At 35.3% G+C, this 14,072-nt stretch carries 11 protein-coding genes and 1 tRNA gene; 11 read left to right on the top strand and 1 reads right to left on the bottom strand.

Translation table 11 applies throughout. The annotated features are described in order from the left end of the window. Positions 1 to 2 precede the first annotated feature (2 nt). The 11 genes from mraY (at position 3) to F6P99_RS01480 (ending at position 11,603) form a co-directional block, all read left to right on the top strand. Positions 3 to 1,232 carry a phospho-N-acetylmuramoyl-pentapeptide-transferase gene (gene mraY, locus F6P99_RS01530; protein ID WP_152285678.1) on the top strand — a complete coding sequence of 410 codons (1,230 nt, stop codon included), beginning with the start codon at positions 3 to 5 and terminating at the stop codon, positions 1,230 to 1,232. Positions 1,233 to 1,240: 8 nt separating this feature from the next. Then, the gene (gene murD / locus F6P99_RS01525) at positions 1,241 to 2,575 is read left to right on the top strand and encodes a UDP-N-acetylmuramoyl-L-alanine--D-glutamate ligase (RefSeq protein ID WP_152285677.1); all 1,335 of its coding nucleotides are present in this window, start codon (positions 1,241 to 1,243) and stop codon (positions 2,573 to 2,575) included. A gap of 9 nt (positions 2,576 to 2,584) precedes the next feature. Then, complete coding sequence (locus F6P99_RS01520; protein ID WP_152285676.1) at positions 2,585 to 3,784, top strand: FtsW/RodA/SpoVE family cell cycle protein; 1,200 nt, start codon at positions 2,585 to 2,587, stop codon at positions 3,782 to 3,784. After that, positions 3,765 to 4,898, top strand: a complete 1,134-nt coding sequence (murG, locus tag F6P99_RS01515) for an undecaprenyldiphospho-muramoylpentapeptide beta-N-acetylglucosaminyltransferase (RefSeq protein ID WP_226912984.1) — start codon at positions 3,765 to 3,767, stop codon at positions 4,896 to 4,898. Before F6P99_RS01520 ends, murG begins: the two co-directional genes overlap by 20 nt. Continuing rightward, positions 4,895 to 6,250, top strand: a complete 1,356-nt coding sequence (gene murC, locus F6P99_RS01510) for a UDP-N-acetylmuramate--L-alanine ligase (protein WP_152285675.1) — start codon at positions 4,895 to 4,897, stop codon at positions 6,248 to 6,250. Before murG ends, murC begins: the two co-directional genes overlap by 4 nt. A gap of 19 nt (positions 6,251 to 6,269) precedes the next feature. After that, the gene (locus F6P99_RS01505) at positions 6,270 to 6,992 is read left to right on the top strand and encodes a cell division protein FtsQ/DivIB (RefSeq protein ID WP_152285674.1); all 723 of its coding nucleotides are present in this window, start codon (positions 6,270 to 6,272) and stop codon (positions 6,990 to 6,992) included. Positions 6,993 to 6,995: 3 nt separating this feature from the next. Then, positions 6,996 to 8,363 (top strand): cell division protein FtsA, encoded by a 1,368-nt coding sequence (ftsA, locus tag F6P99_RS01500; RefSeq protein ID WP_152285673.1) that lies wholly within the window; start codon positions 6,996 to 6,998, stop codon positions 8,361 to 8,363. Positions 8,364 to 8,410: 47 nt separating this feature from the next. After that, positions 8,411 to 10,510 (top strand): cell division protein FtsZ, encoded by a 2,100-nt coding sequence (gene ftsZ, locus F6P99_RS01495; RefSeq protein ID WP_152285672.1) that lies wholly within the window; start codon positions 8,411 to 8,413, stop codon positions 10,508 to 10,510. 120 nt (positions 10,511 to 10,630) lie between these two features. Further along, positions 10,631 to 11,080 (top strand): GatB/YqeY domain-containing protein, encoded by a 450-nt coding sequence (locus F6P99_RS01490; protein WP_152285671.1) that lies wholly within the window; start codon positions 10,631 to 10,633, stop codon positions 11,078 to 11,080. Positions 11,081 to 11,099: 19 nt separating this feature from the next. Beyond that, positions 11,100 to 11,507, top strand: coding sequence for a putative signal transducing protein (locus F6P99_RS01485; protein WP_152285670.1), 408 nt, complete (start codon positions 11,100 to 11,102; stop codon positions 11,505 to 11,507). Positions 11,508 to 11,529: 22 nt separating this feature from the next. Continuing rightward, positions 11,530 to 11,603 (top strand) — tRNA-Arg (locus F6P99_RS01480). Between the two features lie 78 nt (positions 11,604 to 11,681). On the opposite strand, the gene F6P99_RS01475 is transcribed toward F6P99_RS01480, so the two are convergent. Next, positions 11,682 to 14,024, bottom strand: a complete 2,343-nt coding sequence (locus F6P99_RS01475) for a serine/threonine-protein kinase (protein ID WP_152285669.1) — start codon at positions 14,022 to 14,024, stop codon at positions 11,682 to 11,684. Between the last annotated feature and the right edge of the window lie 48 nt (positions 14,025 to 14,072).

Here is a 14,072-nt window from a genome sequence, read left to right as displayed (position 1 = left end):
ACATGTTATATTATTTATTTGATTATTTAAAAGCAAACTACGATTTGATTGGGGCAGGAGTGTTTCAGTATATTTCGTTTAGGGCTTCTATGGCCTTTATATTTTCGTTGTTGTTGTCTACAATTTACGGAAAACGTGTGATAAATTACTTGAGGAAAATGCAAATCGGAGAGTCGGTCCGTGATTTAGGTTTGGATGGTCAAGTGCAAAAAGCTGGTACGCCAACCATGGGCGGTTTGATCATTATTTTTGCCACGTTGATTCCGGTATTACTCTTTGCTAAAACTGATAATATATATGTGATAATACTTTTGATCACTACAGTTTGGATGGGGGCGATAGGTTTTTTAGATGACTATATCAAGGTGTTTAAAAAAGACAAAGAAGGTTTGAAGGGGAAGTTCAAGGTTTTAGGTCAAATTGGTTTAGGAGTGATTGTTGGTGGAATGTTGTTTTTTCATCCTGAAGTAACCATGAAAGAAAAGTTGCCAACGGCCCAAATAGAAAGAGTAACTGAAAGCGGTGTTCCTAAATTGTTTGGTGAAGAGTTCAAAGCTATTAAAACCACACTCCCGTTTCTTAAAAATAACGAATTAGATTATTCGATGGTTACAGAATGGTTTGGAGATACTTCTAAGAAATATGGTTGGTTGGTATTCATACCCCTTGTAATTTTTATCATCACTGCAGTGTCAAACGGTGCAAATTTAACAGATGGAATCGACGGACTTGCCGCGGGAACTTCTGCGATTATTGTCTTGACATTAGGGGTTTTTGCATGGGTCTCTGGAAATATAATTTTTGCTGACTATTTAGATGTAATGTACATACCTAATTCAGGTGAAATGGTAGTTTATATTAGTGCGTTTTCTGGTGCTTTGATTGGCTTTTTGTGGTACAATACATTTCCTGCACAAGTTTTTATGGGGGATACAGGAAGTCTTACAATAGGTGGGATTATAGCGGTAATTGCTGTGGCTACACGAAAAGAACTATTGATTCCGGTTTTGGCAGGGATCTTTTTGATAGAGAATCTTTCTGTGGTGATGCAGGTGAGTTATTTTAAATACACAAGAAAAAAATATGGTGAAGGTAGAAGGATTTTCAAAATGGCTCCTTTGCATCATCATTACCAAAAACTTGGATACCACGAATCAAAAATCGTAGCCAGGTTTATAATTGTAGGATTGATGTTGGCTGTAGTAACAATAGTAACACTAAAACTGAGATAAGGTATCTGATGGAAAAAATGATAATTCTTGGTGGAGGAGAAAGCGGTGTAGGTACCGCGATTTTGGCGAAACAAAAAGGCTATGAGGTTTTTGTTTCAGACAAGGGTATTATCAAAAGTGAGTACAAGAAAAAGCTCGAAGAACATCAGATTGAATTTGAGTCTGGAGAACATACTATTGAGAAGATTTTGAATGCTGATTTGGTGATGAAAAGTCCGGGGATTCCTGATAAGGTTCCATTGGTAGTTCAGTTGTTAGAAAAAGGGATTCCAGTAATGTCTGAAATAGAATTTGCTGCGAAATATACAGATGCAACCTTGATCGGTATTACGGGTTCTAATGGGAAAACAACTACGACAATGTTGTTACATCATATATTAAAAAAGGCAGGTTTCAACACAGGAATGGCAGGCAATATTGGTGATAGCTTTGCGTTGCAAGTTGCAACCAAAAATTTCGATAGTTATGTGTTGGAGTTGAGTAGTTTCCAGTTGGATGGTATAAAGGATTTTAAACCTCATATCGCGATCATTACAAATATAACTCCAGATCATTTAGATCGGTACGAATACAAATTTGAGAATTACATCGCATCGAAATTTTTAATAACGAAGAATCAAACAGAGAATGATTATTTGATCTACGATGCAGATAATAAAGAAATTACAACGTGGTTAGAAACGAATACCACAAGAGCGCAATTGGTTCCTTTTTCTTTAGAGGAAGAAGTCGATTTTGGAGCGCAAATAGTTGAAAATAAGATACAAACTAAATTAAACAAAGAAGTTTTAAAAATGGATATTTCTAAACTAGCAATTAAAGGAAAGCACAATACAAAGAATGCGATGGCTTCATCGTTGGCAGCGCAAATGATGCGTGCTAGAAAACAAGTTATTAAAGAAAGTCTTGAAGATTTTGAAGGAGCAGAACATCGTCTAGAAAAAGTTTTAAAAATTAATGGTGTACAATATATCAACGATTCGAAGGCAACAAATGTGAATGCTACCTTTTATGCTTTAGAATGCATGGAAGCTCCTACAGTCTGGATTGTCGGTGGTGTTGATAAAGGAAATGATTATCTAGATTTAATGCCTTTGGTACGTGAAAAAGTAAAGGCTATAATTTGTTTAGGAGTTGATAATTCTAAAATTATTCATGCTTTTGATGATGTAGTTGATTTGTTGGTAGAAACTTCTAGTGCTGATGAAGCAGTTAAAATTGCTTATAAACTTGCATCGAAAGGAGAAAATGTTTTGTTGTCTCCAGCTTGCGCAAGTTTCGATTTGTTTGAGAGTTATGAAGATCGAGGAAGGCAATTTAAAAATGCAGTAAGACATTTATAATACGAAAAAATGAATAGTTTATTCAAACATCTACAAGGAGATAGGGTAATATGGGCATTGGTGGCCATGTTGGCAATATTCTCATTTATGCCGGTTTATAGTGCTAGTACAAACTTGGTGTATGTAGTGGGTAATGGATCGACTATGGGGCATTTGGTAAAACATGCAGCTCTCCTTTTTATGGGATTTGCAATCATGTTTGCAGTGCATAAAATTCCGTATCGATATTTCAGTGGTGGATCAGTTTTAATGTATCCACTAGTGATTGTGTTGTTGGTGTATACGTTGTCTCAAGGAACTACAATCGGAGGTGCAAATGCTAGTAGATGGATACGTGTACCTATTGTGGGGGTTGGGTTTCAAACTTCAACCTTAGCGTCTTTGGTGTTGTTGGTTTATGTAGCGAGATATATTGCTAGAAATAAAGATAATGAAATTCGTTTCAAAGAGAGTTTATTGCAATTATGGCTTCCTGTTGGTTTGGCTTTGGCGTTGATATTGCCAGCCAATTTTTCAACGACAGCGATTATTTTCTTTGTGATAATGGTGTTGGTTTATTTAGGTGGTTACCCGGTTAAATATATACTTTATATTCTTGGAATGGGAGTTGCTGCTTTGAGTTTGTTTGTGCTTGTTGCAAAAGCTTTTCCCGATGCTATGCCGAACAGGGTAAATACCTGGCAGAGTCGAATAGAGCGATTTTCAGATCCTAATGAGACAGAAGGTTATCAGGTTGAAAAAGCTAAAATAGCAATTGCTACAGGAGGAGTAACAGGAAGAGGGCCAGGAAAAAGTGTACAAAAGAATTTTTTACCACAGTCTACTTCAGATTTTATTTTCGCGATAATTATCGAAGAATATGGGTTGATTGGAGGATTGGTTGTGATAACGTTTTATTTTTTGTTGTTGATGCGAATCTTGATTGCTGCGAAAAAAGCCGGAACGGTTTTCGGTACGATGTTGGTGGTTTCTATCGGGATTCCAATTATTTTTCAAGCCATGATCAATATGGCAGTAGCAACAAATTTATTACCCGTAACAGGTCAGACTTTACCGCTAATAAGTAGTGGGGGAACATCTATTTGGATGACGTGTTTTGGTTTAGGAATTATATTAAGTGTTTCTTCTGCAAATGAAGTAACAGAGGCTCAGTTAGAAGAAGAAAATGAAGATCCATTGTCGATTCTTCATGAAACAATACATGATTAAAGTGGCAGATAAATTAAAAATATTAATCAGTGGAGGCGGTACAGGAGGTCATATATATCCTGCTATTGCGATTGCGAATGAAATAAAAGAGAGGTATACTGATGCTGAATTTTTATTTGTAGGGGCAAAAGACCGTATGGAAATGGAAAAAGTTCCTAGTGCTGGGTATCAAATTGAAGGCCTGTGGATTTCAGGGATTCAAAGAAAGCTTACCATAGATAATTTGTCGTTTCCGTTCAAGCTTTTGAGTAGTGTTTGGAACGCCAAAAAAATCGTGAAAAGATTCAAGCCTGATATTGTGATCGGTACAGGTGGTTTTGCAAGTGGTCCGGTACTGTATGTTGCGGCAAACAAAGGTGTTCCTTCTTTGATTCAAGAGCAAAATTCTTATCCGGGAATAACAAATAAAATATTGTCTAAAAAAGCAGATAGTATATGTGTGGCGTATGAAGGATTGGATCGATTTTTTCCAAAACAAAAGATTGCGAAAACAGGAAACCCTGTAAGACAGAATCTTTTGACAGTTCACTCGAAAAGAGAGGCAGGTTTGGATTTCTTTAAGTTAGATACTGCGAAAAAAACCTTATTGGTTATCGGTGGTAGTTTAGGAGCGCGTGCTGTAAATAATTTGATTGCAAATTCAATAGCGTTTTTTCAAGACAACAAAATTCAAATTATTTGGCAAACAGGTAAGTTTTATGCTGAAGAGTATAAAAGTTTTGATGCTAAAGAGGGAGTTCAGACCCATGCTTATTTAGCAGAGATGGATTTGGCTTATGCAGCAGCTGATTTTATTATTAGCAGGGCTGGTGCCAGTTCTATTTCAGAATTGTGCATCGTAGGAAAGCCTACAGTTTTTATTCCATCGCCTAATGTCTCAGAAGACCATCAAACGAAAAATGCAATGGCTTTGGTTGATCAAGATGCGGCAATTTTGGTAAAGGAGTCTGAGCTCAATGTTTTTGAAGATGAATTTAAAGCACTGATCAATGATGATAAAAAGCAAAAAAGTCTAGCAAAAAATATTAAAAAATTGGCATTGCCAAATGCGACTAAAACAATTGTCGATCAAGTTGAAAAATTAATTGCAAAATCAAAAAAGGAGTTAATTTGAATTTAAACGAAATACATAGGGTATACTTTATTGGAATTGGTGGGATCGGAATGTCTGCCATAGCAAGGTATTTTTGTGCAAATGGAAAACAAGTTGCAGGGTATGATAAAGTGCCTTCTGATATTACCGCTGCATTAGAAGATCTTGGGGCTGAAATTCATTTTGAAGACACTGTGAGTTTGATTCCTGAAGCTTTTAAAAACACCGAGAATACTTTAGTGGTTTATACTCCAGCTGTGCCAAAAGACCATAAGCAATTGAATTTCTTTTTTGATGTGAATATTACAACGATGAAGAGAGCTCAAGTGTTGGGTGAAATTACTAGAAATACATTCTGTTTGGGGGTGGCTGGCACGCATGGTAAAACAACCACTTCCGCTATTTTAGGGTATATCATGAAGGTTTGTAATACAGGTGCTACTTCGTTTTTAGGTGGGATAACTGAAAATTACAATTCGAACTTGATTTTAGGTGAAGATAAAGTTTCGGTTGTTGAAGCAGATGAGTTTGATAGGTCGTTTTTGCAATTGTCACCAGATTTGGCATGTATCACATCGATGGATGCAGATCATTTAGATATTTATGGAGAAAAAGAAGCTTTGGAAAATTCTTTTGCTGAGTTTTCTCAAAGAGTTTCGAAACAACTAATCGTTTGCAAAGGTTTGCCTTTAGAGGGATTGACCTATGCGGTAAATGAAGAAGCTGATTATCAAATTTCGAATGTTTCGATTAGTAATGGTGTGTATATGTTCTCGGTAAAAACACCTTTTTCTCAAGAAGATAACTTTGAATTTTGCTTACCTGGAAAACACAATTTATTAAATGCTTTAGCAGCAATCGCACTTGCCGAACAGTATGGGGTTTCTTTGATGGATATTAGAGAGGCTTTGAAAAGTTTTAAAGGAGTAAAGAGGCGTTTTTCGTATAAAATTAAAGAAGAAAATTTTGTGTTGATTGATGATTATGCGCATCATCCAACAGAAATTAAGGCAGTGTTAGAAGCTGTTAGAGAAATGTATTTAGATGCTAGTGTAACTGCAATATTTCAGCCGCATTTGTTTAGTCGAACCAATGATTTTGTAGAAGAGTTTGCAGAAAGTTTGTCTGGTTTTGATCAAGTGCTATTGTTGGATATTTACCCGGCAAGAGAATTACCTATTCCAGGGGTGACATCTGAATGGTTACTTGATAAAATTGATAATGAACATAAAAAACTGATTGAAAAAACTGAAGTTTTAGAAGAAATAAAGAACAGCAAATCAAAAATATTTGTGATGATTGGTGCTGGTGATATTGGAGTATTGATAGAAGAGGTAGCAGAAGAGTTATCAACTAAAAAGGCGAATTCTTAATTAAAGAACCAAGACGGCAATGAAAAAATATATTGTTTACATAAAAAGCTTATTTCTACTGAGTGTAGTTGTTTTTTTGTATGGTTTTAGTGCTGAGCGTAATGCAAGTAGAATAGTGGAAAATTCGGTAGTTGAATTTTCAAATGGAGCGAATTTATTCCTTTCACACGAAATGGTTAATAAATTGTTAATACAAAAAAACGGAGAGGTGAAAAACCAGCCGAAATCCTTAATAAATTTACATGATTTGGAAAATGCTGTGTTTCAAAATCCACTAGTTGAAGATGTGAAAATCTATTTGACTATTGATGGACTGTTGAAAACGATGATCAAACAACGAACTCCAATTGCAAGAGTGAACTCAGGTAAAGAAGTTTACTATATTGATGAACAGGGTGTTAAAATGCCTTTGTCATCTAATTATTCTGCAAGAGTATTGTTGGTTTCTGGTGAGGTGCATGAAGAAGATTTACAACCTATTTACAGCTTAGTTACTAAGTTAAATAGTGACTCTTTTTTGTCAAAATTAATTGTTGGGATTCAAAAAAAATCCACGGGAGATTATATTTTACAAACCAGAAAATACGATCAGAAAGTGTTCATCGGAAAAATTGAAAATTTGAATTTAAAATTTAAAAAATTAGAGGCTTTTTACAATGAAATGATTCAGCGTAATGAAGTAGCTACATATAAAACGATTAATTTGAAATTTAGCAACCAAGTTGTTTGTACAAAGAATTAACTTATGGAAAAAAAGACTTTCTCAGTTGGCTTAGATATTGGAACTACGAAAATAGTAGCCATTATTGGTTGTAAAAACGAGTATGGGAAACTTGAAATTTTAGGTATCGGAAAGGCTAAAAGTCTTGGTGTTAAAAGAGGTGTTGTAAATAATATTACGCAAACAATTCTTTCGATACAACAAGCTGTGGAAGAAGCTGAAAATGTTTCTGGTTACAATATTGAAGATGTGGTTGTGGGAATAGCTGGGCAACATATTCGTAGCTTGCACCATAGCGATTATATCACACGTGATGATGCAGATAGAGTAATTGATGAAACAGATATTGACAACCTGATCAATCAAGTACACAAATTAGTGATGTTGCCAGGTGAAGAAATTATTCATGTTTTACCACAAGATTTTAAGGTCGATAGTCAAGAGCAAATCAAAGAAACCATCGGTATGTATGGTGGTAGATTGGAAGCTAATTTTCATGTGGTAGTTGGACAGGTATCTTCTATTAAAAATATCGGACGCTGTGTGAAAAGTGCCGGTTTAGATTTGTCTGAAATCACACTTGAACCATTGGCATCAGCATCTGCTGTGTTAAGTCAAGAAGAAAAGGAAGCAGGAGTAGCATTGATTGATATAGGTGGTGGTACAACTGATTTGGCAATTTTTAAAGATGGGATTATTCGACATACAGCGGTGATACCTTTCGGAGGAAATGTTATCACTGAAGACATCAAAGAAGGTTGTTCAATTATTGAAAAACAAGCAGAATTATTGAAAGTGAAATTTGGTTCAGCTTGGCCTGGTGAAAATAAAGAGAACGAAATAGTATCGATTCCTGGTTTAAGAGGTCGTGAACCGAAAGAAATAACGCTGAAAAATTTATCTAAAATTATTCACGCAAGAATTACAGAAATTATTGAGCAAGTGTACCTTGAGATAAAAAATTATGGACACGAAACTCAAAAAGGAAAACTAATTGCAGGTATTGTTTTGACTGGTGGGGGCGCTCAAGTCAAACATTTGAAGCAATTAGTAGAATATATAACTGGAATGGATACTAGAATTGGGTATCCAAACGAACATTTGGCTGGTGGATCTGATGAAGCCTTGAGTAGTCCAACCTTTGCAACAGCAGTTGGATTATTGATGGAAGGGTTAGAGAAGCAAGAAAAAATGGAACGTGTAGAAAATCCAGAAAGAGAGAAGTTTACGCTTGGTGGTGAAGCATCAGATTCACCTGAAGTTGAAGAAGAAGAAAATGATGTAACGGTTGATGAAGTTGTGAAAGAGGAAAAGCCAAAACCAGCTCCTAAAAAATCAATTTTTGAAAAATTTTCTGAGAGATTCAGAGATTTTTTAGACAACGCAGAATAGAAAGAATAAAAAAATAACCATTTAATCGTCAAAAAGAACCCGTTATTATGAGCAGCACAGAATTCGATAACATTTCATTTGATATGCCAAAATCACAATCAAACGCCATTAAAGTTATTGGTGTAGGAGGTGGTGGAAGCAATGCTGTAAACCACATGTTTCAGCAAAACACGAAAGGGGTAGATTTTGTAATCTGTAACACAGATGCACAAGCCCTTGAAAACAGTCCTATCCCCAATAAAATACAATTAGGAGTTTCGTTGACTTCTGGTTTAGGAGCAGGTGCAAACCCTGAAGTTGGTGAAGAGGCTGCTATAGAGAGTTTAGAAGAAATTAGAAGTATTCTAACCACACAAACTAAAATGGTGTTTATCACTGCTGGAATGGGAGGTGGTACAGGTACAGGAGCTGCACCTATCATTGCAAAAATTGCAAAAGATATGGATATTCTTACCGTGGGTATTGTTACCATGCCTTTTCAGTTTGAAGGAAGAATGCGTACGCAACAAGCACAAAAAGGGGTTGATGAATTGCGTCAAAATGTTGATTCACTGATTGTAATCAACAATAATAAATTAAGAGAAGTGTATGGGAACTTAGGTTTCAAAGCAGGGTTCTCAAAAGCTGACGAGGTGCTGTCAACGGCTTCTAGAGGAATTGCTGAAGTAATTACACATCATTACAAACAAAATATAGATTTACACGATGCCAAAACAGTACTGTCAAACAGTGGTACTGCAATTATGGGATCAGCGAAAGAGTCTGGTACCAATCGCGCTAAAAATGCGATTGTAAAAGCGTTGGATTCTCCATTGCTAAATGACAATAAAATTACTGGAGCGAAAAATGTTTTGTTGTTGATTATTTCAGGGAAGGTTGAAGTGACTTTGGATGAAATAGGAGAGATCAATGATTTCATTCAAACAGAAGCAGGTTATGACGCTAATATCATAATGGGTGTTGGTGAAGATGAAGCTTTAGAAGATGAAATATCAATTACAGTTGTCGCTACCGGTTTTGCTGCCGATCAACAATGTGAAATATCTGATATAGAGGTGAAAAAGGTGATTCATACTTTAGAAGATGAACAAAAAGCTATTTATAGTTTTGAAGAGAAAAACTCTTTAAAACAACAGATTTTAAGCAGAAAGAAAGAGACTCCTGTAGAATCTAGTAAAATTGTACATCAGTTAGGAGAAGAAGAAGAAGAGGTTCCAAATAAAATCATTCATACAACTAATTTTATTGAAAATTTAGATGTTGAATTTGAAGAAATAAAATCAGATAAAATCTTACATGACCTGTCTGACTTTGAAGATGAGGAGTTTGAAATCAAAGAAGTAGTTGCAAAGAAAGAGCCTGAAGTTATTGAAACACCACCCGTTCAAATGGATCTGTTGTTCGATATCCCCGTAGTCGATGCTCAGGAGGTTACTTCAGAAGCGCCAAAGAAAGAAGAAGAGCCTGTTTATTTTAATTTGGACGATAGTATTGACGATTTTATCAACGGAATTGAGGTGATTGATCATGAAGTAGTTGTTCTTGATAAACAAGAAACTACTGCAGAAGAAGAACCTATAAAGCGATACACATTAGAAGAAGATGTTACACCTGTAGCAATTAATGAAATTGAAGTTAAGGATCCTATTGAGATAAAACAAGAAACTGAAAAAGTTACGCGTTATACACTTGAAGACTTTGACATTCAACCTACCATAAAAAATGCTTCTACTTTTGATATAGAAAATATCAAAGTTGTAGATCATGAGGAGGTAAAAGCTGAAACTATTGAGGAGGATGATGCACTTCAAATTACAATGAAAACAACAGAAGAAATTGCTGTTGAGGACATTGATGTTGTAGGAGCAAAAGAAGTAAGTCCTTTGGATGCTACAATCTCTGAGATTAGAAATAGAGCAGACAGCAGAAAAGAAAAATTAAAGAGATTTAACTATAAGTTTATGAATAGTGTGAGTCAAAACGTTGACGATATCGAAAAACAACCAGCCTACAAAAGAATGGGTGTTGATTTAGATGATGTAAACTCTTCAGATACAACACAATCAAGAACTACGTTAAGCGTAGATGATAACGACGAAATACAACTGAGGTCAAACAATTCGTTTTTACATGACAATGTAGATTAAGAAATTTACCCCTACAGATTAAATGCCCGCCATTGTGCGGGTTTTTTATTTTAGCAAACCCGCCTATTTCTTTATATTTACGAGCGCAAATAATTACAGAAAACACCAAAAAAAGATAATATGAGTTTACAAAAACAGATAATGGTAAAGTTGAAAGAAGCAATGAAAGCGAAAGACAGCGTTGCTTTAGAATCTTTACGAGCAGTAAAATCTGAGATATTATTAGCCCAAACAGAAAGTGGTGCTAAGGAAGAATTATCAGAGGATCAAGAGTTAAAATTGGTTCAGAAATTGGTGAAGCAACGTAAAGACAGTGCAGCTTTATTCTCTGAGCAAGGTAGAGAAGATTTGGCAGCACCCGAATTGGCTCAAGCTGAGGTAATCGCACAATTTTTACCAGAGCAAATGAGTGAAGAAGATGTAAAAGCGGCGATTTCTGAGATCATTGCTCAAACAGGAGCTTCGAGCATGAAAGATATGGGAAAAGTTATGGGAATGGCTTCAAAACAATTGGCTGGAAAAGCTGATGGAAAAGCGATTTCTGTTATTGTAAAGTCTTTACTTTCTTAATTTTGTTTTAGATCAAGATTTGACATTAAAGACACTAAAAACATTCGACAATTCATTCGAAGCTCATCTATATAAAACCAAACTAGAAAGCGAAGGATTAAGAGCTTATTTGTTTGATGAAAATTTGGTGAGTTTAAATCCGTTGTACAATATAACCGTGGGTGGTATTAAGCTCAAGGTTCATGAAAAGGATTATCGTTTGTCTTTTGATGTGATTCATAAATTAGAAGAATCGAAGTTGTTAGATGAAAATAATGATGTAGTAAAATGTCCAATATGTGACTCAGAAGAATTGATATATGGTTTCAAATCTATGAGAGGGTCAAAAGGTGTTTTTTCAATATTTTTGTCATTGCTTTTTATGGTTTTTCCGATCTATTTTAAAACAGTGAATAAATGTAAAAATTGTGGTTTTGAATTTAAATAAGAAACACAAGGATTACTAAATAGGCCGCGTGGCGCAACTGAATAGCGCATCAGATTTCGGCTCTGAGGGTTGGGGGTTTGAATCCCTTCGCGGTCACAGAATTGTAAAACCTCTAAAAACATGTAGCTACTACATCTTTTTAGAGGTTTTTTTATTGGAATTTTTAAAAGTTATTTACGAATACACATCGTATTTTTTCCACCAATCTTTGGCTTGCTGTCTCGACCAAGGAAATTTTTCTTTTAGTTTTTCAAGCGTGTCAATTAGAACTTCAGTGGTTTCAGGACGTTTATCTACAGAAAATGAGATACAAGTTTCTAGCAGCGTTTTTAGGTCTTCTGGAACATCACTTCGTTCTATTAGTTGCTGTCTCATATTTCCTTGTAGTGTGGTTTGTCCAGATAACATTTTTTGAGATATGAGTTCTAATAAAAATTGTCCACTCAACATGTATAACCCTACCGCTCCTATCGCATAAATATCTACTTTGTGGTTGGCATTGTACGGATCTCTTAATCTCTCAGGAGCCATAAACATGGGGGTTCCTCCAATTCGATTGATTTGTGTTTGTTGCGTTAAAGACGTGTCAATGTTTTTTACCAAACCAAAATCTAATAGTTTGATTGTGTCATACAAGCCACCTTGGTTGCAAATCATAATATTCATAGGTTTTACATCTCTATGAACGAGTCCTTTGTTATGTGCTTCTGCAAGAGAATAACTTATCTGTAATAAAATATGTACGACCCTTCCTACGGGCATTTCTGAAGCTTGTTCAACTATTTTATCTAAGGTAATACCATTTAGGTATTCCATTACATAATAAAATTGCCCGTCTTTTGAAGTTCCATAGTCAAAAACTCTCACGGTGTTTGGGTTTGATAGAGAAGCTGTAACCTTCACTTCTTTTTGAAAACGATCGAGCATATCGGTACCGATAAATTCTTTTTTGAGGAGTTTAATAGCAACGGGAGTTTTCAAAAAGGTGTGTTCTGCCTTGTAAACTTCTCCGAAACCACCTTCTCCTAATTTTTGTTTTAAATGGTATTGACCTAGTTTTTGAAAATCTTTCATTTTTTTTCCGAAAGATGCCAAACGAACGTTGCTCTTGTATAATAAAATCGTTAGTCCAAGTAAAAATGCTAAAAAGAGATAAAATGCTCCATCAAAATAATGGAGTGCCAAGTGCGCTTCGCTTTCGTCGATTTCATTGATCAATCCAAAGTTATATTGAGGAAACCAAAGCCAAGTACCTATTACTTTAATACCTCTATAGTCATTATAGGGTTGAGAAATGGCTCCCTTATAAATACCGTCTTTTTTGTTGAGGTGGTAAATAGCTTGTGCTACAATTCTGGTGAAAGATTGGTCGATTTGTGGCACAACTTGTTGTTCAACCTCAAATACATTTGCTTGTGGATCTAATAGTTCGATGTTGAAACTAGATTCTTTGGTAGTGTCGTTTTCTAATAAAAATGTTTGCTGTATTTCTTTTTCAAATCGACTACGAGAAATCATTCTACCCTCTATATTAAAGGCGTATGTTTCGGCTGTTTCGTTGTGTTGTGAAAGGTTGAGAATCGACGAAAATTCTTTATTTACGTTTGAGTCAAATGCTATCAGTCCGATAAACTTTCCTTCTTTCCAAACAGGGTATACAAAGGTGCATAAGGTGGATGCTTTTAGCTCAGATGGCATTCTCTTGAAACGTTCAGAGTCGTGGGTGGGTGGAATAAAAAGGAAATCTTTTTTTTCTTGAAAACTCGTGAAATAATCGTATCCTTTGTTTCCAAGATGTACATCGGGAGCAACAGAGCTGAATCCTTTGAGGCCTTCTCCAGTGATAGACATAAACCTTGGGTCACGCTTATTTAAAATACTTAATGATTCTAAACCGTATTTTTTTCTGATCTTATCAACAACTGCATAGGTATTCTCAGAAAATTTAGGTTCTTTAATACTTTCGTAACTAGGGTCTTCTATAACTTTTTTGTCGAGACGATCCGTGATATCAATTAAAGACGAGTCTAAAGAAATTACATGGATGAGTTCTTTGTTGATTTCAATCCATTGTTCGAGAGACTTTGCATGAATGTTTAAAATCGCTTGTTGTTCTTCTCTTTCAATTTCCATCAAACGACTTCTGTATTGATGTCGAATAGAAAAAGCGCCCATGAATACGATCAATAAAAAGACGATTAAAGTAGCAAGACGACCAATTTTATGTCCGAATACTAGGTTCGAGATATTGCTAAAAACGGTTTGTGTTGTCGTTTTTTGATGCACCCCAATTCTAGATTTTGAAAAGCCTTTAGTAGCAACTACTTCTTCTTTTTCGTTCTTTTTCGGAGAGGTTAGCTCATCTTCTTGAATGCTTTGGTATAATTCTAAAACAGTTTTTTTTAATTGGGTATCGCCTTTGCACGATTTTTCTATAAAACTATTAGCTTCTTCTGGAGATAACTCAAGAATTTTTCCAATAATTTCCGTAGCTTTTTCGTGTAATTCGTCTTGCATGTATTGCTGGTGTTGAGGTTAAATCAAAATTTAAAAAAATCTTATGGT

It is taken from the genome of Flavicella marina (assembly GCF_009193215.1).
Taxonomy (GTDB): Bacteria; Bacteroidota; Bacteroidia; order Flavobacteriales; family Flavobacteriaceae; genus Flavicella; species Flavicella marina.
The sequence above is the reverse complement of the archived record's forward strand: the minus strand, read 5'-3'. Positions and strand labels throughout refer to the sequence as shown.